The organism is Klebsiella sp. B345 (genome assembly GCF_051131735.1).
In the GTDB taxonomy this organism is placed as follows: Bacteria; Pseudomonadota; Gammaproteobacteria; order Enterobacterales; family Enterobacteriaceae; genus Klebsiella.
Genome location: NZ_CP180443.1, coordinates 3,047,598 through 3,072,830 on the forward strand (window position 1 = coordinate 3,047,598; position 25,233 = coordinate 3,072,830).

General features: G+C 55.6%; 24 protein-coding genes. 9 read left to right on the forward strand and 15 right to left on the reverse strand.

Translation table 11 applies throughout. From position 1 onward, the window contains the following. The first annotated feature begins 17 nt into the window (after window positions 1-17). Window positions 18-1,283, forward strand: a complete 1,266-nt coding sequence (locus tag ACMYSO_RS14340; RefSeq protein ID WP_434665429.1) for an MFS transporter — start codon at window positions 18-20, stop codon at window positions 1,281-1,283. A gap of 337 nt (window positions 1,284-1,620) precedes the next feature. Then, window positions 1,621-3,009: a carbohydrate porin gene (locus tag ACMYSO_RS14345; RefSeq protein WP_434665432.1), complete on the forward strand. Its 1,389-nt coding sequence runs from the start codon at window positions 1,621-1,623 to the stop codon at window positions 3,007-3,009. Between the two features lie 46 nt (window positions 3,010-3,055). On the opposite strand, the gene rhaM is transcribed toward ACMYSO_RS14345, so the two are convergent. The 9 genes from rhaM to rhaB form a co-directional block, all read right to left on the reverse strand. After that, on the reverse strand, window positions 3,056-3,370 hold the full coding sequence (rhaM, locus tag ACMYSO_RS14350) for an L-rhamnose mutarotase (protein WP_434665434.1): 315 nt from the start codon (window positions 3,368-3,370) through the stop codon (window positions 3,056-3,058). Continuing rightward, complete coding sequence (gene fucO, locus ACMYSO_RS14355) at window positions 3,367-4,515, reverse strand: lactaldehyde reductase (protein ID WP_434665436.1); 1,149 nt, start codon at window positions 4,513-4,515, stop codon at window positions 3,367-3,369. Before fucO ends, rhaM begins: the two co-directional genes overlap by 4 nt. 18 nt (window positions 4,516-4,533) lie before the next feature. Further along, window positions 4,534-5,553 (reverse strand): ABC transporter permease, encoded by a 1,020-nt coding sequence (locus ACMYSO_RS14360; RefSeq protein ID WP_434665437.1) that lies wholly within the window; start codon window positions 5,551-5,553, stop codon window positions 4,534-4,536. Beyond that, window positions 5,550-6,557 carry an ABC transporter permease gene (locus ACMYSO_RS14365; protein WP_434670816.1) on the reverse strand — a complete coding sequence of 336 codons (1,008 nt, stop codon included), beginning with the start codon at window positions 6,555-6,557 and terminating at the stop codon, window positions 5,550-5,552. The genes ACMYSO_RS14360 and ACMYSO_RS14365 overlap by 4 nt, the downstream gene beginning before the upstream one ends. Beyond that, a complete protein-coding gene (locus tag ACMYSO_RS14370; RefSeq protein ID WP_434665439.1) occupies window positions 6,554-8,065 on the reverse strand; it encodes a sugar ABC transporter ATP-binding protein in 1,512 nt (503 codons plus the stop codon). The genes ACMYSO_RS14365 and ACMYSO_RS14370 overlap by 4 nt, the downstream gene beginning before the upstream one ends. 53 nt (window positions 8,066-8,118) lie before the next feature. Continuing rightward, window positions 8,119-9,105: a rhamnose ABC transporter substrate-binding protein gene (gene rhaS / locus ACMYSO_RS14375; RefSeq protein WP_434586946.1), complete on the reverse strand. Its 987-nt coding sequence runs from the start codon at window positions 9,103-9,105 to the stop codon at window positions 8,119-8,121. A gap of 78 nt (window positions 9,106-9,183) precedes the next feature. Further along, on the reverse strand, window positions 9,184-10,014 hold the full coding sequence (gene rhaD / locus ACMYSO_RS14380; RefSeq protein WP_434586945.1) for a rhamnulose-1-phosphate aldolase: 831 nt from the start codon (window positions 10,012-10,014) through the stop codon (window positions 9,184-9,186). 98 nt (window positions 10,015-10,112) lie between these two features. Further along, window positions 10,113-11,372, reverse strand: coding sequence for an L-rhamnose isomerase (rhaA, locus tag ACMYSO_RS14385; protein WP_434665441.1), 1,260 nt, complete (start codon window positions 11,370-11,372; stop codon window positions 10,113-10,115). Next, complete coding sequence (rhaB, locus tag ACMYSO_RS14390) at window positions 11,369-12,835, reverse strand: rhamnulokinase (protein ID WP_434665443.1); 1,467 nt, start codon at window positions 12,833-12,835, stop codon at window positions 11,369-11,371. Before rhaB ends, rhaA begins: the two co-directional genes overlap by 4 nt. A gap of 311 nt (window positions 12,836-13,146) precedes the next feature. Between rhaB and rhaS (ACMYSO_RS14395) the strand changes: the two genes are divergently transcribed. The 4 genes from rhaS (ACMYSO_RS14395) (at window position 13,147) to yiiM (ending at window position 16,550) form a co-directional block, all read left to right on the forward strand. After that, a complete protein-coding gene (gene rhaS / locus ACMYSO_RS14395; RefSeq protein WP_434665445.1) occupies window positions 13,147-13,983 on the forward strand; it encodes an HTH-type transcriptional activator RhaS in 837 nt (278 codons plus the stop codon). A gap of 72 nt (window positions 13,984-14,055) precedes the next feature. Further along, window positions 14,056-14,904, forward strand: coding sequence for an HTH-type transcriptional activator RhaR (rhaR, locus tag ACMYSO_RS14400; protein WP_434665447.1), 849 nt, complete (start codon window positions 14,056-14,058; stop codon window positions 14,902-14,904). A 280-nt stretch (window positions 14,905-15,184) separates the two neighbouring features. After that, the gene (sodA, locus tag ACMYSO_RS14405) at window positions 15,185-15,805 is read left to right on the forward strand and encodes a superoxide dismutase [Mn] (protein WP_434665449.1); all 621 of its coding nucleotides are present in this window, start codon (window positions 15,185-15,187) and stop codon (window positions 15,803-15,805) included. 70 nt (window positions 15,806-15,875) lie between these two features. After that, window positions 15,876-16,550 (forward strand): 6-hydroxyaminopurine reductase, encoded by a 675-nt coding sequence (gene yiiM / locus ACMYSO_RS14410; protein ID WP_434665451.1) that lies wholly within the window; start codon window positions 15,876-15,878, stop codon window positions 16,548-16,550. Window positions 16,551-16,625: 75 nt separating this feature from the next. Here the strand turns inward: yiiM and cpxA are convergent, their stop codons facing one another. Both cpxA and cpxR read right to left on the reverse strand, forming a co-directional pair. Then, window positions 16,626-17,999, reverse strand: coding sequence for an envelope stress sensor histidine kinase CpxA (cpxA, locus tag ACMYSO_RS14415; RefSeq protein ID WP_123758015.1), 1,374 nt, complete (start codon window positions 17,997-17,999; stop codon window positions 16,626-16,628). Next, window positions 17,996-18,694, reverse strand: coding sequence for an envelope stress response regulator transcription factor CpxR (gene cpxR / locus ACMYSO_RS14420; RefSeq protein ID WP_004203671.1), 699 nt, complete (start codon window positions 18,692-18,694; stop codon window positions 17,996-17,998). Before cpxR ends, cpxA begins: the two co-directional genes overlap by 4 nt. Window positions 18,695-18,849: 155 nt before the next feature. Between cpxR and cpxP the strand changes: the two genes are divergently transcribed. From cpxP to pfkA, 3 genes are all read left to right on the forward strand, one after another. Continuing rightward, on the forward strand, window positions 18,850-19,353 hold the full coding sequence (cpxP, locus tag ACMYSO_RS14425; protein ID WP_123758014.1) for a cell-envelope stress modulator CpxP: 504 nt from the start codon (window positions 18,850-18,852) through the stop codon (window positions 19,351-19,353). A gap of 159 nt (window positions 19,354-19,512) precedes the next feature. Beyond that, window positions 19,513-20,409: a CDF family cation-efflux transporter FieF gene (gene fieF / locus ACMYSO_RS14430; RefSeq protein ID WP_434665453.1), complete on the forward strand. Its 897-nt coding sequence runs from the start codon at window positions 19,513-19,515 to the stop codon at window positions 20,407-20,409. A 203-nt stretch (window positions 20,410-20,612) separates the two neighbouring features. After that, window positions 20,613-21,575 carry a 6-phosphofructokinase gene (gene pfkA, locus ACMYSO_RS14435; protein WP_123758012.1) on the forward strand — a complete coding sequence of 321 codons (963 nt, stop codon included), beginning with the start codon at window positions 20,613-20,615 and terminating at the stop codon, window positions 21,573-21,575. A 61-nt stretch (window positions 21,576-21,636) separates the two neighbouring features. Here the strand turns inward: pfkA and rraA are convergent, their stop codons facing one another. The 4 genes from rraA to hslV all read right to left on the reverse strand — a co-directional run bounded on the left by rraA (window position 21,637) and on the right by hslV (window position 25,208). Then, window positions 21,637-22,122 carry a ribonuclease E activity regulator RraA gene (gene rraA / locus ACMYSO_RS14440; protein WP_123758011.1) on the reverse strand — a complete coding sequence of 162 codons (486 nt, stop codon included), beginning with the start codon at window positions 22,120-22,122 and terminating at the stop codon, window positions 21,637-21,639. A gap of 92 nt (window positions 22,123-22,214) precedes the next feature. Next, window positions 22,215-23,141, reverse strand: coding sequence for a 1,4-dihydroxy-2-naphthoate polyprenyltransferase (menA, locus tag ACMYSO_RS14445; protein ID WP_434665457.1), 927 nt, complete (start codon window positions 23,139-23,141; stop codon window positions 22,215-22,217). 192 nt (window positions 23,142-23,333) lie between these two features. Further along, entirely contained in the window at window positions 23,334-24,668 is a 1,335-nt protein-coding gene (gene hslU / locus ACMYSO_RS14450) for an HslU--HslV peptidase ATPase subunit (RefSeq protein ID WP_123758009.1), read from the reverse strand. A gap of 9 nt (window positions 24,669-24,677) precedes the next feature. After that, complete coding sequence (gene hslV, locus ACMYSO_RS14455) at window positions 24,678-25,208, reverse strand: ATP-dependent protease subunit HslV (RefSeq protein WP_095105382.1); 531 nt, start codon at window positions 25,206-25,208, stop codon at window positions 24,678-24,680. Between the last annotated feature and the right edge of the window lie 25 nt (window positions 25,209-25,233).

Sequence of the window (25,233 nt, forward strand, 5' to 3'; positions counted from 1 at the left end):
TTTTTGAGGAATACACAATGAATCCGACCGCCTGTACCCATAAAAATAACCCTAACTTCTGGATTTTCGGACTGTTCTTTTTTCTCTATTTCTTCATTATGGCCACCTGCTTTCCGTTTCTGCCGATCTGGCTGTCGGATGTCATTGGCCTGAATAAAACCGAAACCGGCATTGTCTTCTCCAGCCTGTCTCTGTTTGCTATCTGTTTTCAGCCGATCCTCGGGGTGATTTCCGACAAGCTGGGGCTGAAAAAGCATCTGATGTGGATCGTCACGGTGTTGTTGGTCCTGATTGCCCCCTTCTTCCTCTATGTTTTTGCGCCGTTGCTGAAAAGCAATATCTGGCTGGGCGCGCTGAGTGGCGGGGCCTATATCGGCTTTGTTTTCTCCGCCGGCGCCGGGGCGATGGAGGCTTATATTGAACGGGTAAGCCGCAATAGCGGGTTTGAGTATGGCAAGGCTCGAACCTTTGGTTGCCTGGGCTGGGCGCTGTGTGCGACCACGGCCGGGATGCTGTTTAGCGTTAACCCCGAATGGGTGTTCTGGATGGGGTCGATCGCCGCGCTGCTTCTGCTGTTGCTGGTGGCGATCGCCAGACCGCAGGCCAGTTCTTCCGCGCAGGTGCTGGATTCCTTAGGGGCCAACCGTCCCGCTGTGGATCTCAAAACTGCCGTCAGCATGTTCCGTCAGCGTAAAATGTGGATGTTTATTCTGTATGTTGTGGGCGTGGCCTGCGTGTACGACGTCTTCGATCAGCAGTTTGCGACCTTCTTTAAATCTTACTTCGCCACCCCGGAAGCCGGCACTCGCGCTTTTGGTTTTGCCACCACCGCCGGAGAAATTTGCAATGCCATCATTATGTTTAGCTCTCCGTGGATTATTAACCGCATCGGCGCGAAGAATACCCTGCTGATTGCCGGGATGGTGATGGCGGTGAGGATGATCGGTTCGTCGTTCGCCACGACCGCGGTGGAGGTAGTGGTTCTGAAAATGCTGCACGCGCTGGAAGTCCCGTTCCTGCTGGTGGGCGCATTCAAATACATTACCGGGGTGTTTGATACCCGACTGTCGGCGACCATCTATCTGGTGGGCTTTCAGTTTGCCAAGCAGGTGGCGGCGATTTTCCTCTCGGCGTTTGCGGGCAATATGTATGACCGGATTGGTTTTCAGGATACCTATCTGATCCTTGGGAGCATTGCGCTGGTTGTCACCATTATCTCAGCCTTCACTTTGTCAGGAAAAACGACTGTCGACAGCGTCGGCAATAAGACGATGGCAGTGTAAGCCGGTACAGACCTGCAATCATATTGAAACCACTTATATATTAAGAAACCAGATAGAGAACCGGAATATTCCGGTTCTCCTGGTCTGGTTATCTTATTCTTATTATTTATGTTGCGGTGTTAATTATTTCATTGGTTTATTTGTATCCCCTTTTTTATTAAGGGGTGCTATTTAAGTGTTATCTCGCTCACGATAATGGAGGATTAAACTTAATCTCTGAACAGGAGTTGCTATTTTTCGGTAATAAAAACAATAAAGCATGGCATTTATAAAAACATTCACATGGTGGATTTTAATTAATCCAAACATTGAAATTTTATCTCTGGGAAACATAACGATGAATAAAACAATATTAGCGGTAGCCGTTGGCTTATTATTAGCGGCAAATACCGGTATGGCAAAAACGCAGTCACAAACGCTGGAACAACGCCTCCAGCAGCTTGAATCGCGGCTTGCCGCGGCGGAGAATCGTGCCACTCAAGCCGAAAATCAGATCAAACAGTTGAAGATTGAACAGGCACAAGAGATCCAGCAGCTGAAAACCACGCAAAGCACCATGGCAGTAAAAAGCCAGGTTCCAGATATTGAAACGAAGAAAAATACCAGCGTACCTGCGCTGACCCTTAGCGGTTATGGCGATTTAAAAATCTATGGCGATGTTGAATTCAACATGGATGCTGAAAGCAAGCGCGGCCTGCTGGCGATGACCAATGCCGACGTCAGCAGCGACCCGACCTCCGATCGCTGGGACCTCAACGGCCGCATCCTGCTGGGGTTTGACGGCATACGCAAAATGGACAACGGCTATTTTGCCGGCTTCTCGGTACAGCCGCTGGCGGATATGACCGGTTCGATGAACCTCGATGACGCCGTGTTCTTTTTTGGTCAGGAGGATGACTGGAAGGTGAAGGTCGGTCGCTTTGAAGCCTACGACATGTTCCCGCTTAATCAGGACACCTTTGTTGAGCACTCCGGGAATACCGCAAATGACCTCTACAGCGACGGTCACGGTTATATCTATATGATGAAAGAGGGTCGTGGCCGTTCCGATGCCGGCGGTAACTTCCTGCTGAGCAAGCAGATCGACAACTGGTATTTTGAGCTTAATACGCTGCTGGAAGACGGCACATCGCTGTATGACAACGGCGGCTACCACGGTCGCAATATGGAGCAGAAAAAGAACGTCGCCTATTTGCGCCCGGTGATTTCATGGGCGAAAGACGATTTTTCTGTCGCTACGGCGATGGAGTCGAACGTGGTAAACAATGCCTATGGTTATCAGAATGCCCAAGGGAATTTTGTCGATCAGTCTGACCGTACCGGATATGGCCTGACCATGACCTGGAATGGCCTGAATAGCGATCCGGATAACGGCGTGGTGGTTAATCTGAATACCGCGTATATGGACGCCAGTAATGAAAAAGATTTTACCGCCGGGGTGAATGCGTTATGGCAGCGCTTTGAGCTGGGATATGTCTACGCGCATAATAAAATTAACGATTATGCTGGGGTAATTTGCGATGACGACTGCTGGATTAAAGATGAAGGCACTTACAATATTCATACTTTCCACGCGTCGTATCAAATTCCGAACGTGATGAATATGCAGAACTTTAATATTTACCTCGGGGCTTATTACTCTCTGCTCGATAGCAACGATAAGCTGAGCCAGAGCGATGACGACGATCGCTACGGTGCCCGCGTGCGCTTTAAATACTTCTTCTGATTACCTGTCAGCGTTGCCCCGCGAATGTCGCGGGGCAACTCGCCACTTATTCCAGATAAAATACCGGTTTCAGCGCGGCGCTCACCGGGCTGCTATCGGCGTTGGTCGGCATAATATCGGCCATATGCTGCCACCAGCGCTGACAGACTTCGGTACGGGCAATATCATCCCAGCGGGCTTCCGATTCCACCTCTACCGTGGCGAACAGCAGGTGGCGCGCGGTATCGAGATAAATGGCGTAGTGGTGCGCGCCATGGGCTTTCAGCACCGCCTCCAGCTCTGGCCAGATTGGCGTATGGCGGCGCTGGTACTCCTCATGCGAGTCGGGATTGACCTGCATGACGAATGCTTTGCGGATCATAAGGCCTCCAGATAGAGCTCGCGGACCTCATCGCGGCTGGCGCTGCGCGGGTTGCACGGCGCGCAAGGGTCGGCAAGCGCTTTATCCAGCCAGCCTTCAATATCGGCTTTGCTGACGCCAAGCTGGCTGAAGCCTTGCGGGATCCCAACGCGTTTGCTCAGGGCGCGAATGGCGTTGATGGCCTCCATGCTGGCGGCCTCATCGCTCATGCCGCGAGTATCAACTCCCATAGCCTGCGCCACGCGGGCGAAGCGGGAGACGGCATGCGGGCGGTTAAAGTTTTCGATCACTGGCAAAAGAATAGCGTTGCACACGCCATGCGGCAGGTTGTGGGTGGCGCCGGGTTGATGGGCCAGTGCGTGGACCAGACCGAGACCGGCACTGTTAAACGCCATTCCCGCCAGATACTGACCAAAGGCCATTTGCTCACGGGCCTCGAGGTGATGCCCATCGTCTACGGCTTGCGGCAGCCACAGGTTGATCAGGCGGATCGCCTCCAGGGCGTTCGCGTCGGTCAGCGGGTGCGCGCCGACGCTAACAAACGCTTCGATGGCGTGAGTCAGGGCATCCATGCCGGTAGCGGCGGTGACGGGGGCCGGGAGATCCAGCATGACGCTGGCGTCATCGACTGCAATATCGGGGATGATATTGGGGTCGATAATCACCTCTTTGACCTGGCGATCGCTATCGATAATCACCGCGTTGCTGGTCATCTCCGCTGCAGTACCGGCGGTGGTGTTGATGGCCACCAGCGGCACGCCGGCGTTTTGCACTTTGCCAACGCCGGCATAGGCGGTTGACGGGGCCGGGTTCGCGGTCAGAATTTTCACTGCTTTGGCGGTATCGATCGGGCTACCGCCGCCAAAGGCGATGATGTAGTCGCAGCCTGCTGCCAGATAGGTGGCATAGCCTTGTTGCACCAGCGTCTCGGTGGGGTTCGGAAACACCTCGTCAAACAGATGGTAAGACAGATGGTGTTTATCGAGGGCGGTAAACAGGCTGTCCAGCAGGCCCAGCTTTACCAGCTGACCATCGGTGACAATCAGCGCTTTTCCCCACGGTTTTTTCGCCAACAGTTCCACCATATCGCCAATAGCCCCTGCGCCGTGCAGGCTAATTTTGGGTAATGCCAACATAAAGCTCATGATTATTCTCCTTAATATCTACGGGTTATCCTTTTGGCTGCCCCTGCGTTGCATCACCCGTCGGGTAATGATGGGCAGTGAAATCACTACAATCAGCATCGCGCCGATGATGATTGACATAACGATGCCCGGCACGTTGAGCAGGCTCAGGCCGAAGGTCACCAGCCCCATCAGGAAGGCGGCGATAATCACGCCGACCATGCTGCCGGCCCCCCCGAGAATGTTGACGCCGCCGAGTACTGCCATGGTGACCACCGCCAGCTCCCAACCCATCGCCAGCGTCGGGCGGGTGCTGCCGAGTCTCGAGGTCAGCAGCACCGCGGCCAGCCCGGCCATCAGCCCGACCAGCGCAAACAGCACGAGGTTGTGGCGCTTGACGTTAATCCCGGAGAACCAGGCCCCGGTGGGGTTATTGCCGATAGCGTAAGTCCGGCGACCAAAGTTGGTTTTATGCAGCAGGAAAGTAAAAGCGACGGCGAGCAGAATAAACAGCGCGAACTCGAAGGAGAGTGCGCCCCACACGTAGCCCTGGCCGAACCACGCGAAGCTTTCCGGGTACTGATTCAGGGCCTTGTCGCCCAGCAAGATATAGGTCAGGCCGCGATAGAGGCTCATGGTACCGATAGTGATAACTATCGACGACAGGTTAAAGCGCGTCACCAGAATGCCGTTAAACAGGCCGCACAACAGCCCCACGCCGAGACCCACCATGACCAGCAGCGGCGTGTCCATCCCCGCCGCTGCGCAAAAGCCCATGACTGTGGAGCTCAGTGCCATCGTCGATGCCACCGAGAGGTCGATTTCCCGGGCAATAATCAGCATTGCCATCGGCAGGACGATGATCGCTTTTTCGGTAAAGTTAAACGTGGCGTCCGACAGGTTCCAGATGTTGAGGAAATAGGGGGACGCCAGCGCATTGGCAATAAACACCGCTAGGGTCACCGCCAGCAGGAACCCCTCCCAGCACAGCAGACGACGCAGTGGTGACGGCGCAACCGGCGCGCTTTTGATCTCTTCAGTTAGCATCATTTTGCTCATGATTTCACCGCCTGTTTCTGCCGGGCTAATGCTGCGTTACGCAGGATTAACCGCCCGTGCCCTTTATTGCTGCGCTCGTTCAGGAGCACCGCAATCACAATGACCGCGCCGGAAATTGCCATTTGCCAGAACGGTGAAATGCCGATTACCGGCAGCGCGTTATTGATAACGCCAAGGAACAGCGCGCCGCACAGGCAACCCAGCACCCGACCGGTTCCGCCCATGGTGCTGATACCGCCGATGACGCAGGCGGCAACCACCTGCAGCTCGAAGCCATTAGCGACATCAACGTAGGCGACGGCAAAGCGTGAAATCCACAGGTAGCCGCAGAACCCGGCCAGCGCGCCGGAAAGACAGAAGCTGACGAACTGCATTTTCCCGGCGTTAATCCCGGTGTAATACGCCGCCGTGGCGTTGCCGCCCGCGGTGTATAACGCCCGGCCGGTGCGGCTGTAGCGCAGGAAATAGCCGACCAGGCACAGCGCGGCGATGGCGCACCAGCTCAGCAACGGCAGCCCCAGGAATGAGGTGCGCGGCAGGCCGAGGAAGCCGGCGCTCATCTGGTGCGAGTTGACCCAGCCGCCATCAGAGAGCAGGAAAATAATGCCGCGATAGATACTCATGGTCCCCAGGGTGACCACGATGGCCGGAATACCGAGCCGCCACACCAGCAGGCCGTTTATCACCCCCATCAACAGGCCCAACAAAGTGGCCAGCGCCAGCAGTGCTACGACCGGGATCCCCGGATAGTGGGCGTTGAGCAGCGCGACGATCATCCCAGTAAGCGCCAGGTTGGCGGCCATCGACAGATCGATGCCTTTTGTCAGCAGCACCATCATCTGGCCAAGCGCGAGGATGATCAGGATGGCAGTGTCGTTAAACATCTCCGCCAGATTGCCCGGCGAGACAAACGACGGCACCCGGCTGCCGATGGCGCCGATCATCAAAACGATCACCGCCGCCAGCAGCGCTTCACGGTGTTTAAGCAGTTGTCTCCCCATTATGCTGCCTCCTGGCCGGTGCCGCTGGCGGCGCTGACGATGGTTTCTGCTGTCGCTTCGCCTGCGCGATATTCGGCAACCATCAACCCCTCGTGCATCACGATGATCCGGTCCGACATCCCCATCACTTCTGGTAATTCCGAAGAGACCATAATCACCGCCAGCCCCTGGCTCACCAGTTCGGACATAAACTGATGCACCGCCGCTTTGGAGCCGATATCGATGCCTTTGGTCGGTTCATCGAGAATAATGACGTCCGGATGGGTCGCCAGCCATTTGCCGATCACCACTTTTTGCTGGTTGCCGCCGGAGAGCGTTTCCACCGCCTGCCGCCAGCTAAAGGCTTTGACCTGCAGGCGCGTGGCGTATTCATCCGCCAGCCGCCATTCGCGGGCATCGTTCAGCACGCCGTTCGGGTTCAGCTTGCTGAGCTGCGGCAGGCTGATGTTCTGGGCGATGGGCAGGGCGATAATTGCCCCTTGTTTCTGCCGCTCTTCCGGCACGCAGACGATCCCGGCCTGGATGGCGTCCGCCGGCTGGCGAAAGCGCATCGTTTTGCCGTTGAGCACGATGTCTCCGGAGGACGGTCGGGACACCCCAGAGAGCGCCTGCATCAGTTCGGTACGCCCGGCGCCGACCAGGCCATAGAAGCCCAGAATCTCGCCTTTGCGCAGCGAAAAAGTGATATCGGCAAACTCGGTCGGGTGGCACAGGTTTTTCACCTCAAGCACCGTCTCTCCCGGGGTGCAGTCGACCTTCGGGTAGGTCTGGGTGATGGCCCGGCCGACCATCATCGCCACCATCTGCTCTTCGGTGATTGCGTGAATATCGCCGGAGCTGACGTACACGCCATCGCGCAGAATAGTGTAGTGATCTGCCAGTTCGAAAATTTCGTCGAACTTATGCGAGATAAACAAAATTGCTTTGCCGTCGAGCTTCAGGCGTTCAACGATTTGATAAAACTCCAGAATTTCATGCTGGGAGAGCGCCGCGGTAGGCTCATCGAGAATCACTACCTGCGCCTCAAAAGAGAGCGCCCGGGCAATCGCCACCATATGACGCTGGGCAATGCTGAGGGTTTTCAGCGTCGCCCGCGGGTCAATCTGCACCTCAAGGCGATTGAGGATTTCACTGGCTTTACGATGCATCGCCGGCCAGTCGAGTTTTTTCAGCAGACCGGTATGCAGATACTGGCCGACGAAAATATTTTCGGTGACCGACAGCTCGTCAAACAGCACGGTTTCCTGATGAATTGCGGTGATCCCCACCTTATGCGCCGACTCCGGGTTCGGCAGCTGAATGGGGATCGCTTTATAGAGAATGTCGCCCTCTTCGGGCTGATAAATACCGGTCATCACTTTGACCAGCGTGGACTTGCCCGCGCCGTTTTCACCGATTAGGGCGGTGACTTTGCCGGGCCAGAGATCGAGCTGCACGTTCTCAAGGGCACGCACACCGGGAAAAACCTTGGTGATGCCCTTCAGCGACAGCAGAGGAGTGGGTGCTGACATGATAGTTCTCCGGTTTTTCCCCCGCTGTCAGGAGAAGCAGGGGATGATGAGGATTAGAAAATCTTCGAGAACTTATCGATGTTGCTGGCATCGTAAACGAACGGCTGCGCCATGGCGCCGTTGCCGTTTGCATCCAGCTGCACTTTACCCAGCTTGCCCATGTTGGCTTCGGTTTTGGTGGCGGTCCCTTTGACTAAATCGTCAGCCAGATATGTCGCGGCATAGCCGAGGTCGATCGGGTTCCAGATGGCGAAGCTTTTGCTGGCGCCGGATTTAATCGCGCCGGCCATTTCAGACGGCAGACCCAGCCCGGTGACGTACACCTTGCCGATTTTTCCCTGATCTTTCACCGCCTGCGCGGCGGCCACGATCCCCACCGATGAAGGCGACACGATCACTTTAAGGTCTGGATAAGACTTCAACAGGCCCACCGCTTCGCGGTAGCTCTTATCAGACAGATCGTCACCGTAGGCGACGGTAACCAGATTGATGGAGGGGTACTGTGGCAGCACCTTTTTCATCTCTTCAATCCAGGTGTTCTGGTTGGTGGACGTCGGGGTGGCGCTGAGGATCGCCACATCGCCTTTTTCGACGTTCAACGCTTTCAGCGCGTCGGCGGCAAGCTTGACGTTGGTTTCGCCAATTAAGGCGTTATTCGACGGGTTGAGATGGATTTGCCGCCCGGCCTGCGCGACGCCGGAATCCCAGGAAACGACCTTGATACCGCGCTGCATTGCCTTTTTCAACACCGGCACCACCGCGTCCGGATCGTTAGCGGATATCGCGATCGCATCAACCCCCTGGGCGATCAACCCGTTCAGTACTTCGATCTGCGCTTCTGCTGTGGTGGTAGTGGGGCCGGTATAAATGACTTTAACATCACCTAACTCTTTGGCTGCCTCTTGGGCACCCACGTTTGCTGCTTCGAAGAAGCCATTGCCTAACGATTTCGCCACGAGGGCGATTTTTACTTCAGCTAAAGCGGAACCGGACAACGCCAGAGCGGCAACGGTGAGGATCAAGCTTGTCTTTATTTTCATTGCTTTTACTCCACATATTTGAGTTGGGTTTGCAGGTGACAGAGTTCGCCCCGTCTCAGTGAGCGGGGCGCGATGTTATTATGGATAAAGGTCTAACGCGGACTGCATCGGTTGCACATCAAAGCGCTTGCCCAGCGCGATCAGCTCTTCCCGGGTAATGGTCTGTTTCATGCCTCCCATCGAATAGACTTTCACCAGTACTTCGGCCGATTTTTCTGCGGTATCAATCAGGCCAAAGGTTTCGTCCAGCGTCGGGCCGCTGCCGAAGACCCCGTGGAAAGGCCACAGTACCAGAGAATGTTGCTGCATTTGTTGGGCGGTGGCCTGACCGATTTCATCGGTACCGGGCACCATCCAGGGAAGTATGCCGACGCCGTCCGGGAACACCACCAGACACTCGGTGCTGCCTTCCCACAGCTTGCGGGTAACCAGTTCGCTGTTGTTTTCCAGAACATAGGTCAGGGCAATCAGATTGGTGGCATGACAGTGCATGATCACGCGGTCTTTGCCGTGGGTGAGCTTGATGCGTTCGCTATGTGACAGGAAATGCGCCGGCAGCTCAGACGTCGGCACCGCGTCGTCGGTCAGCCCCCACAGAATATGATATCCCGCGCCGTCGCTGTCGACTTTTACGACGCCAAGGTTGGCGGCCGGGTCGAGTTGAACATTACGGAAGAATTTACCTGAGCCGGTGACCAGAAACGGCTGATTAGCCAGGGTTGGCATCGGCTGGCTCAGCGAGATATAGCGCGGTCTGGCGTGGAAATCGGCCGTGAACGGCGCAATATCCGCCTCGTCGAGACGCAGCGTCAGGTTACCGCCGTTGCGCTCGTCCCAGCCCTTCAGCCAGGCATCGGAAGTGGCTTTAATCATGCCCTGGACGAACCAGGAGTGGTTGATGTTCTGCATAGTCTTGCGTTTCCTGTTAATGCGATGCGGGGAGTACCCCTCACCATAAATAAGTTGGTTGCCCCGCTCTGTACGTTGCGACCGGGGATGTCCTGACACTACCCGCGCTGGACTAACACCGTTTTTTCATATGCCCGCACGCTATCCAGCCACTGGCTGCCCGCCGGGGTATCGTGGCGCTGGCAATACATCTCCCAGATGGCCTGCCACGGCAGGCATTTCTGCTCTTCCAGCAGGGCCAGGCGGGCGGTGTAATCGCCGTCGGCTTCCAACTGACGCAGCTGTCCTGTCGGTTCCAGCAGGGCGCGCAGCAGCGCTTTTTTCATATTGCGGGTACCGATCACCCAGGCGGCGATGCGGTTGATGGAGGCATCAAAGAAATCGAGGCCAATGTGCACGCGGTCGAACAGATCGTGACGGATGATTTCGCTGGCGATGGCCTGGGTTTCATCATCCAGCAGCACCACGTGATCGCTGTCCCAGCGCACCGGGCGGCTGACGTGCAGCAGCAGGCGCGGGATATACAGCATGGCGGCGGAGATTTTGTCGGAAATCACCTCCGTGGGATGGAAATGGCCGGCATCCAGACACAGGGCGGTCTGACGGCTGGTGGCGTAGCCCATATAGAACTCGTTGGAGCCGACGGTGTAGCTTTCGGCGCCGATACCAAACAGCTTGCTCTCCACGGCATCGATATGGTGCGCCGGGTTGAGTTTCTCGCTGATCACTTCATCCAGCGCGTTCAGCAGGCGCTGGCGCGGTGCGAAACGGTCGACGGTGATGTCCTTCATGCCGTCCGGGATCCAGATATTCATCACCGAAGGGGTGCCGAGCTGCTCGCCAAAATAGGCCGACACGCGGCGGCTGGCCTTACAGTGATCGATCCAGAACTGACGGATGTCGTCGTTGGCATGCGACAGGGTGAAGCCGTCGGCACTCAGCGGATGGGAGAAGCAGGAAGGGTTAAAGTCCAGCCCCAGCCCCTGTGTTTTTGCCCACTCAACCCAATTACGGAAATGCTTCGGTTGGATTTCATTGCGCGCTACCGGAGTATCTGACTCCAGATAAAGGGCATGCAGATTCAGGCGCTTTGGCCCGGGGATCAGGCTCAACGCCTGCTCAAGGTCGGCGCGTAATTCGCCGGCGTTGCGCGCTTTTCCTGGGTAACTTCCGGTAGCCTGGATACCGCCGGTCAGGCTCCCTTCCGGGTTTTCGAAGCCGGCAACATCGTCGCCCTGCCAGCAGTGCATCGATACTGGTAGCCGGTCCAGCTGGCGCAGGGCCTCCTCGACATCCACGCCAACGGCGGCGTAGCGCTGTTTAGCAATCTCCCAGGCTTGTTCAAGTTGAGTGGTCATGCGCAAAGCTCCTTAGTCTGTTGGGGCTGAAACTGCGCCATAAAGCGGGCAATTTCACTGTCAGAATGTGGGGTAAAAGTGGTGAGAGCGTAGTTTTGCTGCACCACCTGACGGAATTCATCGACGTTGTTCAGCTCATCAAGGGTCATCAGTTGTATGCCGATGTTGCCCAGGGTGGAGGCTTCAACGGGACCCGCGACCACCGTGATACCGCAGGCATCGGCACACAGCTGGTTCAGGAGGTCGTTCTGGCAGCCGCCGCCGACGATATGCAGCTGGCTGAACGGCTGGCCGCGGAGCCGGGCAAGTTCGCTAAGTACCTGGGCGTACAGCAGCGCCAGGCTGTCGAAAATACAGCGCGCCAGCCCGGCATCATCGTCGGGGACCGGCTGTCCGGACTCACGACAGGCGGCCTGAATTTCGGCGCGCATGCTGGGCGGGTTGATAAAGCGCTGGTCGTTGCAGTCGATCACGCTGCGGCAGGCTGGCCGTTGCGCCGCCAGGGCAATCAGCGCCGCCAGGTCGTCGATCTGTTGCTCGGCAATCACCCGCTGGAGCAGCCACAGGCCCATGATGTTTTTCAGCACCCGATAGCGGCCTTCGGCGCCGCCTTCATTGGTGATATTCGCCTGCAGCGCGTCATCGCTGGTGCAGGGGGTTTTGCTTTCAAAGCCCATCAACGACCAGGTGCCGGAAGAGAGATAAGCCGCGTTTTGGTCGACGAGCGGTGAGGCGATAACCGCGCTGGCGGTATCGTGGCTGGCGACGGCGACCACCGGGATCGCGTTGCCCTGCGGGCATAGCCAGTCACCAATCACGTTGCCTGGATGGGTGGGGGTGCCGAACCATTCATGCGGCGCGCCGCACCAGTTCAGCAGCGTGTCATCCCAGTTATCGCTGTTAATGTTGACCAACTGGGTGGTGGTGGCGTTGGTGTATTCCCAGTTCATCTTGCCGGTCAGGCGGAAGCTAAAGTAGTCCGGGATCAGCAGCGCGTGCGCGACCTGGCTGACCTGTTCCGGCTGTTGTTCCACCAGTGCCCGAAGCTGATACAGGGTATTGAACGGCAGGAACTGGATACCGCTACGACGGTAGATGTCAGCCCGTCCCAGCTGGGTTTCCGCCAGAGCCATCAGGCCATCCGTGCGGGCGTCACGATACGATACTGGCAGGCCAACACGCTGGCCCTGTTGATCCAGCAGGACATAATCCACACCCCAGGTATCAATGCCGATGCTGTCAATAAGGACGCCCTGTTCGCACACCGCCTGCAGCCCGTGACGAATTTCCGCTTCCAGGCTATCGATATCCCAACAGTCGAAGCCATCGACCTTCTGCAGCCTGTTGGCGAACCGATGCACCTCACGCAGCGCCAGCTGTCGCTGACCGGGGTCATAACTGGCGAGCATTACCCGCCCGCTGGAGGCGCCTAAATCAACGGCGACACAATGACGAAAACTCATGGGGAGATCCTTGTGAAAATCATTGTGTGCAGTCTAAAAAAGCCGTCACTGACTCACCTTCTTGCTACGGACAGGGAAAATCCGTCGCTGGCAAGAAAGCAAAGGTGACCGTGAGGAAGCTCACATTTCCTGTTAATCAGTGGCGGGAGCGGGGGTGTGACGGCGTCCGCAGTTCCCGAACTTTCCGGCTGTTTCTTGAAAAAGCGGCAGGCTTTGCGAATTTTGCGGTCAAAAATTGAAGGCCGGATTGTCAGCCCTTTATTACTATTCCAGCACTGATTGATAGTCTTTCTCATTTAGAGGGCGTTGCTATGACCATCCTGCACAGCGTGGATTTCTTTAAGTCCGGCTCTTCTGCTGTAGCCATTGAGCCGCGTCTCCCTCAGTCCGCCTTCCCGGAGCATCACCACGATTTCCATGAAATCGTCATCGTCGAGCACGGGACGGGGATCCATGTTTTTAACGGCCAGCCCTATACCATCAGCGGGGGATCGGTGTGCTTTATTCGCGACCACGACCGCCATCTCTATGAACATACGGATAATTTGTGCCTGACAAACGTGCTCTATCGCGCACCGGATGCCTTTCGTTTTCTGAATGGCGTCAGCCAGCTGCTGCCGCAGGAGCAGGAGGGTAACTATCTCTCCCACTGGCGGGTGAACCAGAATGCGTTGCAGCAGGTGCGGCAGATCGTGGAGCAGATGGAGAACGTTGGTGCAGATACGGATATGCATACCATCGCCGGACGGGAGATCCTCTTTATGCAGCTGCTGGTGCTGCTGCGGAAAAGCAGTCTCGCGGAAGGGGCGACGGACAACGATGCACGACTGAACCACTTGATGGCCTGGCTGGAAGATCACTTTGCGGAAGATGTCTGCTGGGAGGAGGTGGCGGCGCAGTTTTCGCTGTCGCTGCGCACGTTACACCGCCAGCTGAAACAGCAAACGGGGCTGACGCCGCAGCGTTATCTTAACCGGGTGCGGCTGATGAAGGCGCGTCACCTGCTGCGCCACAGCGATGAGAGCGTGACAGATATCGCTTATCACTGTGGTTTCGGCGACAGTAACCACTTTTCGACGCTTTTTCGCCGCGAGTTTGACTGGTCGCCGCGCGATATTCGCCAGGGGCGCGACGCGATTCTTCAATAACGCGAGAGCAGTCAACGTTTTAGCGAGGAAAAACGCCAATAATTAACCGTTATTGGCGGTGGAGTGTGCGTGGTGGCCGGTCAGTTGATTCTTCGTAAAGATGAGTTCTTCGCATCTCCTTCGCAGGCGGTGGCGGTGGCGGATCGTTATCCGCAAAACGTCTTCGCCGAGCACACCCACGAGTTCTGCGAGCTGGTGCTGGTGTGGCGAGGCAACGGCCTGCATGTCCTGAACGACCGTCCCTGGCGTATCACCCGTGGCGATCTGTTCTACATCCGCGCCGAAGATAAACACTCCTACGCTTCAGTGAATGATTTAGTCCTGCAAAATGTTATCTACTGCCCGGATCGCCTGCGGCTCAATTTTGACTGGGCGGCGCATATTCCTGGTCTGTTTGGTACACCGTGGATCCCGCACTGGCGTATCGGCAGCACCGGTATGGCTCAGGTCCGCCAGGTCATTACCCAGCTGGAGCATGAAAGTAGCCGCTGCGACGCCCAGGCCAACAATATGGCCGAACTGCTGTTCGCTCAGCTGGTGCTGACGCTGCAGCGTCATCGCTACGCGACCGATAACCGGGCGGCGACTGCAAGCGAAACGTTGCTCGATAAGCTACTGACTGAACTGGCGGGCAGCCTTAATAGACCTTTCTTTCTGGATCATTTTTGTGAGCGCGAAGCATGCAGCGAACGGGTGCTACGCCAGCAGTTTCGCCAGCAGACGGGCATGACCATCAACCACTATTTGCGACAGCTGCGTATCTGCCACGCGCAGTATTTACTGCAGCACACCGAACGGCTGATTGGCGAGGTGGCGACCCAGTGCGGCTTCGAAGACAGCAACTACTTCTCCGTGGTATTCAACCGCGAAATCGGCATGACGCCGGGGCAGTGGCGGCAGCGCAGCCGTATGGCCGCCTAGGCTGGTTGTTTTTATCGGATAAGTCCTCTTTCCCGGCGATGAGTGTAAAAATCGGTCAGTTTGCTCGCCTTCCTGCTGTGGTCATGAGAGGCTGAATCCCTCCGTCAAAAATCTTAATTGTCTGTTTCCGTTGATAAAAATTAGGATATACCCCGTTGTTATAACCTTATTAAAAATACGGCATTGATAAGCGTTTTCAATATCATTTAATTAACTATAATGAACCAACTGCTTACGCGGCCTTAACACTTCCTGCCGCTCGACAATAATGGAGATGATTATGAGTTATACACTGCCAGCCCTGCCGTACGCTTATGACGCCCTGGAACCGCATTTTGACAAGCAGACGATGGAAATCCATCACACTAAGCACCACCAGGCCTACGTTAACAATGCTAACGCTGCGCTGGAGAGCCTGCCGGAATTCGCAAGCCTGTCCGCTGAAGAACTGATCACCAAACTGGATCAGCTGCCGGCTGACAAAAAAGGCGTTCTGCGTAACAACGCCGGCGGTCACGCTAACCACAGCCTGTTCTGGAAAGGCCTGAAAACCGGAACTACCCTGCAGGGCGACCTGAAAGCGGCGATCGAGCGTGATTTCGGTTCCGTTGATAACTTCAAAGCGGAATTCGAAAAAGCGGCAGCAACCCGCTTCGGTTCCGGTTGGGCGTGGCTGGTCCTGAAAGGTGACAAACTGGCCGTGGTTTCTACCGCGAACCAGGATTCCCCGCTGATGGGCGAAGCTATCTCTGGCGCTTCCGGCTTCCCGATCGTGGGCCTGGACGTTTGGGAACACGCTTACTACCTGAAATTCCAGAACCGTCGCCCGGACTACATCAAAGCCTTCTGGGACGTGGTTAACTGGGACGAAGCTGCTGCACGTTTTGCCGCCAAAAAATAAGGTTGCATTGTGCTGACTGAGAAGCGAGTCTGATGACTCGCTTTTTTTGTATCGGCATAAGGAGCAGCAGATGCACTATCCGCTCAACGTCTATATCGGTCGCGTTCGCGACTTTCCCGGCAGCCGCCCGAGCGCTATCAAAAAAATTCAGGTCGACGGCGAGTTAACCCTGGGTGAGCTGGGCCTGGAGGGTGATGAGCAGGCGGAACACAAAATTCATGGCGGGCCAGACCGCGCGCTTTGCCACTATCCCCGTGAACACTATGCCGACTGGATCCGCGAGTTTCCTGAACAGGCCGACCTTTTCTGCTCGCCGGCGTTTGGCGAAAACCTCTCTACCGAAGGGCTGACGGAGCATAACGTCCACATTGGCGATATCTTTCGTTGGGGCGAGGCGCTGATTCAGGTCACGCAGCCGCGTTCACCCTGCTTCAAACTCAACTTCCATTTTGCTATCAGCGATATGGCGCAGCGGATGCAGCAAAGCGGTAAAACGGGCTGGCTCTATCGGGTGGTGGCGGGCGGTCATGTCTCTGGCGATGCGCCGCTGGAGCGGGTGTCGCAGGTGAGTGATGTGAGCGTCTACGAAGCCGGGGCCATTGCCTGGCATATGCCGTTCGATGATGAGCAGTATCATCGTCTGCTGTCTGCCGCGGGGCTGTCGGTGAGTTGGACCCGCACCATGCAGAAGCGGCGTCTGAGTGGGCAAATCGAGGATGCTTCGCGCCGGCTGTGGGGAAAATAACCGCCAGCCGGCTACAGGGTGTGGTGATGGCTGTGGTAGCCCGGCTAAGCGTAGCGCCAGCCGGGAGAGAGCTCATCAGGTTCGTTTGTACAACGGCAGCCAAATCGTTAAACGCAGTCCACCCAGCGGGCTGTCATCGGCCTTGACCCAGCCCCGATGCTGCTGAATAGCTGCTTCGACAATCGCCAGTCCCAGACCGGTGCCACCAGACTCGCGATCGCGGGCCTCGTCGGTACGGTAGAACGGCCGGAATATCTGCTCGCGATCCTCCGGGCTGACGCCTGGACCGTCGTCATCAACGTTTATCGTGATGCCGTCTTTATCGACGGAGAAGCTGACTGAAATTTTGGTATGCGAGTAGCGCAGCGCGTTACGCACGATATTTTCCAGCGCACTTTCCAGCGCATTCGGGTTGCCGTAGAGCGGCCAGGGGCCTGGCGGATACTCTACCGTGAAGGATTTCCCTACCTGCTCGGCTTCAAACGCGGCGTTATCCAGCACTTCACCCCACAGCTGATTCGCCTTCACCGTTTCGCTCACCAGCGCGTTGTTCGCCTGGTTGCGCGACATCACCAGCAGGTCGTTGATCATGCTGTCCAGCCGGTGGGCTTCGGTCTCAATTCGCTCCAGCTCTTTGCTCTCGCCACTGCGGCGACGCAGCAGGGCGGTCCCCAGTTGCAGGCGCGTGAGCGGGGTACGCAGCTCGTGAGAAATATCGGATAACAAACGCTGCTGCCCGGTCATCATGCGTTCCAGCGCCGTCACCATCTGGTTAAAACTGGCCCCGGCGGCTAAAAACTCCTGCGGGCCGGCTTCCAGTTCCGGATGTTGACGCAGGTTGCCCTGTGCGACCTCATCGGCGGCGTTTTTCAACTTACGCGCCGGCTTAGCCAGGCTCCATGCAAGCCACAGAAGCAGGGGAGAACTGACCAGCATCGTCACGATGAGCAGAAGCAACGGACGGTCGAACAGCAGGTTGATAAAGTCTGACTGGGAGGTACTGGCGGGGCGGATCAGATAAAGCTGGTAATTATCTTCCCCATCCCTGACGGAAAACGGGCCAACCATTTCCAGGCGGCCGTAACGTTTTTTCTGCGGATGATCGGCATTATCGGCCTGGCCGATAAAGTTGCGAATGATCTGCATTTCGTTGCGTTCTGCGCCGATAACGCGCCCTTCGCTGGTTACCAGCAGCAAACGCTGTCCCGGCGGGGCCCATTTATCGATCGCGCGAAACAGACGACGCCACCACATCAGATCGTTGGGTGGGTCTGTCGCCAGTTCGGCCTCGACGTGCTGTTCAATCATGATGCCCTGGCGCTGTTCGCTTTCCAGCAATTCGGTCATCTGGCGCGAGTCCAGCTTGGGCAACATCAGAACCAGCATCAACACCAGTGCCAGCGTAAGCCAGAAAATAGCGAAGATGCGTGCGGTTAAACTTCCTATCATGAAGCTGAAACCATCAGGTAGCCGCGGCCGCGCAGGGTTTTAAACCATGGATGACCATCTTTGCGCTCCGGCAGCTTACGACGCAGATTCGAAATATGCATATCGATGGCGCGGTCGAATGGCGTCAGGCGTTTTCCCAATACTTCCTGGCTCAGGTGTTCACGAGACACCACCTGGCCAAGATGCTGCGCCAGCAGATACAGCAGGGTGAACTCCGTACCGGTCAGCTCCAGGGTTTGCCCATCGAAATTAGCTTCCTGACGACCCGGATTGAGGCTTAATGCATCAACTTCCAGCGTCGGGGAACCCGCTTCGGTGGTTTGCTGCTGCTCGCTCCAGTGAGAACGGCGCAGAATCGCGCGTATACGCGCCACCAGTTCACGATCGTTGAACGGCTTAGGCAAGTAATCATCTGCGCCCAGCTCGAGGCCAAGCACGCGATCCAACTCGCTACCGCGGGCAGTGAGCATAATGACCGGGGTCTGGTGTGTCTGACGTAACTCTTTCAGTGTATCGATACCGTTTTTCTTCGGCATCATCACATCAAGCAAAAGTAAATCGATGCTGTCGTCAAGAAGAGCCAGTGCCTGTTCCCCGTCATGGGCCACGAGCACATTAAATCCTTCCATATCAAGCAGCTCTTTTAACAGGGAGGTGAGCTCCCGGTCATCATCAACTAACAGGATTTTATTCATTGTTTAAATACCTCCGAGGCAGAAATTACGTCATCAAGGCTCGCTAATCCATGACTTTACGTTGTTTTACACCCCCTGACGCATGTTTGCAGCCCGAATCGTAGACTGTATCTCGTTGAATCGCTACACAGACACAAACGTATTGGGAGTATGTGATGCGCAATGTTATAGCTGCCGTCATGGCCTCAACGCTGGCGTTAAGTGCATATAGCCAGGCCGCTGAAGTCGTTACCAGCGTTAACTGGCTCCCCGGAGACGACGGGGTGCAGCGCACCAGCCAGAGTCATATGTTTGACGGCATAAGTTTAACCGAACAGCAACGTCAGCAGTTACGAGATCTTATGCGACGGGCGCGCCACGACAGGCCACCCATTAATGTTAGCGAAATGGAGACAATGCATCGCCTTGTCACCGCAGAAAATTTTGATGAAAACGCTGTGCGCGCTCAGGCAGATAAGATGGCGCAGGAACAGGTTGCCCGCCAGATCGAAATGGCAAAAGTTCGCAACCAGATGTACCACCTGTTAACGCCAGAGCAGCAAGCGGTTCTCAATGCTAAACACCAGCAACGAATGGATCAGTTGCGTGAGGTTGCAAGGATGCAGAAAGGATCAGCAACCATGCTGTCGAGTAGTAGCAATACCGTGCAACCCCAGTAGTAAACCCTGTTTTCCTTGCCATAGACACCATCCCTGTCTTCCCCCACATGATGTGGGGGTTTTTTTTGCCTGTCACTCAGCAATACGACTTCTTCTCCTTGCGCCTCGTTGCGGCAAAAGTTCAGGTTATACTAAGCGCATCGCCGAAAAGGAGACTTTATGAATCAATCTTATGGGCGGCTGGTGAGCCGGGCGGCTATTGCGGCGACGGTGATGGCCTCCACGTTACTTTTGATCAAGATTTTTGCGTGGTGGTATACCGGTTCTGTCAGTATTCTGGCTGCGCTTGTGGACTCGCTGGTGGATATTGCCGCCTCGTTAACCAACCTGCTGGTGGTGCGATATTCGCTACAACCCGCTGATGAAGAACATACTTTTGGTCACGGCAAGGCAGAATCGCTGGCCGCGCTGGCGCAAAGTATGTTTATCTCCGGGTCGGCCCTGTTCCTGTTTTTGACTGGCATACAGCATCTGGCGCGTCCGGAGCCTATGCAGGCGGCAGGTATCGGCATGATCGTGACCCTGATTGCGCTGGCCAGCACGCTGGTGCTGGTCACTTTTCAGCGCTGGGTGGTGAGAAAAACGCAAAGTCAGGCGGTGCGAGCAGATATGCTTCATTATCAGTCTGATGTTATGATGAATGGCGCCATTCTGGTGGCGCTAGGCTTGTCCTGGTATGGCTGGCATCGTGCCGATGCGCTGTTTGCTCTCGGGATTGGCATCTATATTTTATATAGCGCGCTGCGTATGGGCTATGACGCTGTTCAGTCGTTATTAGACCGCGCACTGCCTGACGAGGAACGTCAGGACATTATCAATATCGTGACCGCATGGCCTGGCGTCAGCGGGGCGCACGATCTACGAACGCGGCAGTCAGGGCCGACTCGCTTTATTCAAATACATTTGGAAATGGAAGATAACCTCCCTCTGGTACAGGCGCATGTGATTGCCGACCAGGTTGAGCAGGCGATTCTGCACCGTTTCCCGGGTTCTGATGTCATTATCCATCAAGACCCCTGCTCCGTCGTGCCGCTGGCACGCCAGGGCGTTTTTTGAGCGTTGAGTTATAGTCTGTAAATTCGATGTTAAAATGTGGGGCGGATCGGCATTATTTGTATAAATTACCGCCATTTGGTCTGACCTGAATCAATTCAGCCAGAAGCGTTTGATATACTATTGCAATTATCGTCGTGCTCTCCTGATCAAGGAGCGCTTCAGGCAACAGGATTATTTTTTGCTTCCTAAGTTCAGAGGTAGTCATGATTAAGAAAATCGGTGTATTGACAAGTGGCGGTGATGCGCCGGGCATGAACGCAGCAATTCGTGGCGTTGTGCGCGCAGCATTAACGGAAGGTCTGGAAGTTTTTGGAATCTATGACGGTTACCTCGGCCTGTATGAAGATCGCATGGTTCAGCTCGACCGCTATAGCGTTTCTGACATGATCAATCGTGGCGGCACTTTCCTGGGTTCAGCGCGTTTTCCTGAATTCCGCGAAGAGCACGTGCGTGCCGTAGCCCTTGAGAACATGAAAAAGCGTGGTCTGGATGCGCTGGTTGTTATTGGCGGTGACGGCTCCTACATGGGGGCGATGCGCCTGACCGAAATGGGCTTCCCGTGCATCGGCCTGCCTGGCACCATCGATAACGACATCAAAGGTACCGACTACACCATCGGTTTCTTCACTGCGCTGAGCACGGTGGTTGAAGCTATTGACCGTCTGCGTGATACCTCTTCTTCTCACCAGCGTATTTCTGTTGTTGAAGTGATGGGCCGTTACTGTGGCGATCTGACCCTGGCGGCGGCGATTTCCGGTGGTTGTGAGTTCATTATGGTGCCCGAAGTTGAATACACTCGCGATGACCTGGTGTCTGAAATCAAAGCCGGGATTGCGAAAGGTAAGAAACACGCCATCGTAGCGATCACTGAGCACATGTGCGACGTGGACGAACTGGCTCACTACATCGAGAAAGAAACCGGCCGTGAAACCCGTGCAACGGTATTGGGTCACATTCAGCGTGGTGGTTCTCCGGTTCCTTACGACCGTATCCTGGCTTCCCGCATGGGCGCCTACGCGATTGAACTGCTGCTGCAGGGCTTCGGTGGCCGCTGTGTCGGTATTCAGAACGAAAAACTGGTGCACCATGACATCATCGATGCTATCGAGAACATGAAGCGCCCGTTCAAAAACGACTGGCTGGATTGCGCGAAGAAACTGTATTAATTCTGGCGTAAGACAAACAAAAAGGCCTTCTCAGAGAGAAGGCCTTTTTTTATCGGGCGGGTTATTCGATATCCAGCGCATCCTCGGAGAGGATGATGCCGGTATTATCAGCATACAGATGGTCGCCGGAGAAGAAGGTCACGCCGCCGAAATTGACGCGAACGTCGCTTTCGCCGATACCTTCGCCAGCTGCACCAACGGGAATCGCGGCCAGCGCCTGGATGCCAATATCCAGATCTTCCAGGTCGTCAACCTGGCGCACTGCGCCATAGACCACTAACCCTTCCCACTCGTTTTGTACGGCCAGACGCGCCAGGTCGGCGTCAATTAACGCACGGCGGACGGAGCCCCCGCCATCGATCAGTAAGATGTGACCACGGCCGTTCTGTTCGAGCATATCGTATAGCAACCCGTTATCCTCGAAACATTTCACCGTGATGATTTGTCCACCAAACGACGACCGCCCCCCAAAGTTGGAGAACAGAGGTTCCACTACGTTGACATCTTCCTGGTAGATGTCACAAAGCTCGGAAGTATCGTATTTCATAGGCTTAACGTTCAGTTGCTGCGAGAGTTTTTAGTATATCTCGCGAATCGTATTGTTGGCAAAATCATCAATTGTTAATTGATATTTGTCAGTTAACCCGCGAGCTTGCTGCAAACAATTCCAATGACAAACAGCAGGTTGGTTAACAGCGCGGCTTTGACCGTCCGCTCCAGCATTGGACGCATCGCCGCTGGCTCGCGTTCGCGCATCACAAATCGCGCCTGCTTCGCCAGCAGCGGCGTAGCGAGCATGAACAGCCAACCCCATAGGTTTTGTAGCGACATCAGATTAAACAGCGCCAGACACAGCGGAGCGCCGATAAGCAGGCTTGAGTGGTAGCGACGAGCATTAAGCGGCCCCAGACGTACCGCCAGGGTATTTTTGCCGTTCTCTCTGTCGCTATTGATATCGCGCAGATTATTGATATTCAGCACCGCAGCGGCTAACAGGCCACAGGCGGTGGCAGGCAGGAAAATGGCGGCTGTAATGGTGTGGGCCTGCAAATACCAGCTCCCGGCGACGCTAAGCCAGCCAAAGAACAGCAGTACTGAAATATCGCCAAGGCCGATATAACCGTAAGGACGGGTTCCGACGGTATAGGTAATGGCGGCGATAATCGAAAGGCTGCCGAGCACCATAAAGCCAATAAAATCGGCCATCGTTTGCCAGGCGCAGAACAGCAGCGCCAGCCCGGAGAGGCAAATCAGCACTACGGTAGCGATCAGCGCGCGTTTCATTTGCGCCTGAGTGATAGCCCCTTTCTGCATGCCACGCAGTGGCCCTAAACGGTCGGGTTTATCGCTGCCCTTTACGGCGTCGCCATAATCGTTGGCGAGATTCGACAGTATTTGCAGCAGTCCAGCGGTGATCAGCGCCAGTAGCGCGACCCAGGGATCGAAGTGCCCCTGATACCATGCCAGCGTTGTGCCAACCACGATGGCGGAAAAGGCCAGAGGGAGTGTTTTTGGCCGCAGGCTTTCGAGCCAGGCCTGGGTGCGGGTTATCGGTTTTTCAGTCATAGGTTCCGGCCAATAAAAATGGGGCTATACCCGTCATCCTTCAAACTGCCTCTTTGTCGGCTTCGCCTGCTCACTCCGGTCACTAACGTTAGTCAGCTCCGGGAGATTCTCAGGCTAGCCGCCTCGATGCAGCTTGAATGATTTTGTGTATCTATAGCCCCATCTATAGTGATGAAAATATATTGGACCGGATTATAGGATAAAACGGCTCAGATCTTCATCTGCCACCAGTACATCCAGATGTTTACCAACATATTCCGCATCAATCGTGATGCTCTGACCGTTCATTTCACTGGCGTCGTAGGAGATATCTTCAATCAGACGCTCCAGCACGGTGTGCAGACGACGTGCACCGATGTTTTCGGTGGTTTCGTTCACCTGCCATGCTGCCTGTGCGATGCGCTTGATACCCTCTTGGGTAAATTCGATGTTTACCCCTTCAGTTGCCATCAGCGCTTTGTACTGCACGGTGATAGAGGCATTCGGCTCGGTCAGGATACGCTCGAAATCTTCGGTAGTCAGTGCTTTCAGCTCAACACGGATCGGCAGGCGCCCCTGCAGTTCCGGGATCAGGTCAGACGGGCTGGCCACCTGGAATGCGCCGGAGGCGATAAACAGGATGTGGTCGGTTTTGACCATACCATGTTTGGTTGAAACGGTGCAGCCTTCCACCAGCGGCAGCAGGTCACGCTGAACGCCTTCACGGGAGACATCCGGGCCAGAGCTGTTGCCACCACGCTTACAGATTTTGTCGATTTCGTCGATAAACACAATACCGTGCTGCTCAACGGCATCGATGGCATCCTGCTTCAGCTCTTCCGGGTTCACCAGCTTCGCCGCTTCTTCTTCAATCAGCAGCTTCATTGCGTCTTTGATTTTCAGCTTACGCGGTTTTTGCTTCTGGCCGCCGAGGTTCTGGAACATGGACTGCAGCTGGCTGGTCATCTCTTCCATGCCCGGAGGGGACATGATTTCAACACCCATTGGCGCAGCGGCAAGGTCAATCTCGATTTCTTTGTCGTCGAGCTGGCCTTCGCGCAGTTTTTTACGGAATGCCTGGCGTGCCGCTGACGGCTCCTGAGGCTGTTCTGCCTGGCCCCAGTTATTTTTTGCCGGTGGGATCAGCACGTCGAGAATACGCTCTTCGGCCATCTCTTCGGCGCGATAGCGGTTTTTATCAATGGACTGCATGCGAACCATTTTGATCGCCGCATCGGTCAGATCGCGGATAATCGAATCCACTTCTTTACCAACATAGCCCACTTCGGTGAATTTTGTTGCTTCAACTTTGATGAACGGCGCGTTGGCCAGTTTTGCCAGACGACGAGCAATTTCGGTTTTACCGACGCCGGTCGGGCCGATCATCAGAATGTTTTTCGGCGTGACTTCGTGGCGCAGCTCTTCGTTTAACTGCATGCGGCGCCAGCGGTTACGCAGCGCGATAGCGACAGAACGCTTGGCTGCATCCTGACCGATAATGTGTTTGTCCAGTTCGCTGACAATTTCGCGTGGGGTCATTTCAGACATGGGAGATCCTTACGCTTTAGAGGCTAATTCTTCGATGGTGTGGAAATGGTTGGTATATATGCAGATATCACCTGCAATATTCAACGCCTTCTCTGCGATGTCGCGTGCGCCCATATCCGTGTTTTCCAGCAGAGCACGAGCTGCGGCCTGAGCGTAAGGGCCACCAGAACCGATAGCGATCAGATCGTTTTCGGGCTGCACCACGTCACCGTTACCGGTGATGATTAGCGAGGCGTTTTCATCCGCGACCGCCAACAGGGCTTCCAGTTTGCGCAACATACGATCGGTACGCCAGTCTTTCGCCAGTTCCACGGCGGCCTTGACCAGGTGTCCCTGGTGCATTTCCAGTTTACGTTCAAACAGTTCGAACAGCGTGAAAGCGTCAGCAGTGCCGCCGGCGAAGCCTGCGATCACTTTGTCGTTGTACAGGCGACGAACCTTTTTCACGTTACCTTTCATGACGGTATTGCCAAGCGTGGCCTGGCCATCACCGGCGATAACCACATGGCCGTTACGGCGAACACTTACTATTGTTGTCACGAGCAGACCCCTTGGTTACAAATGC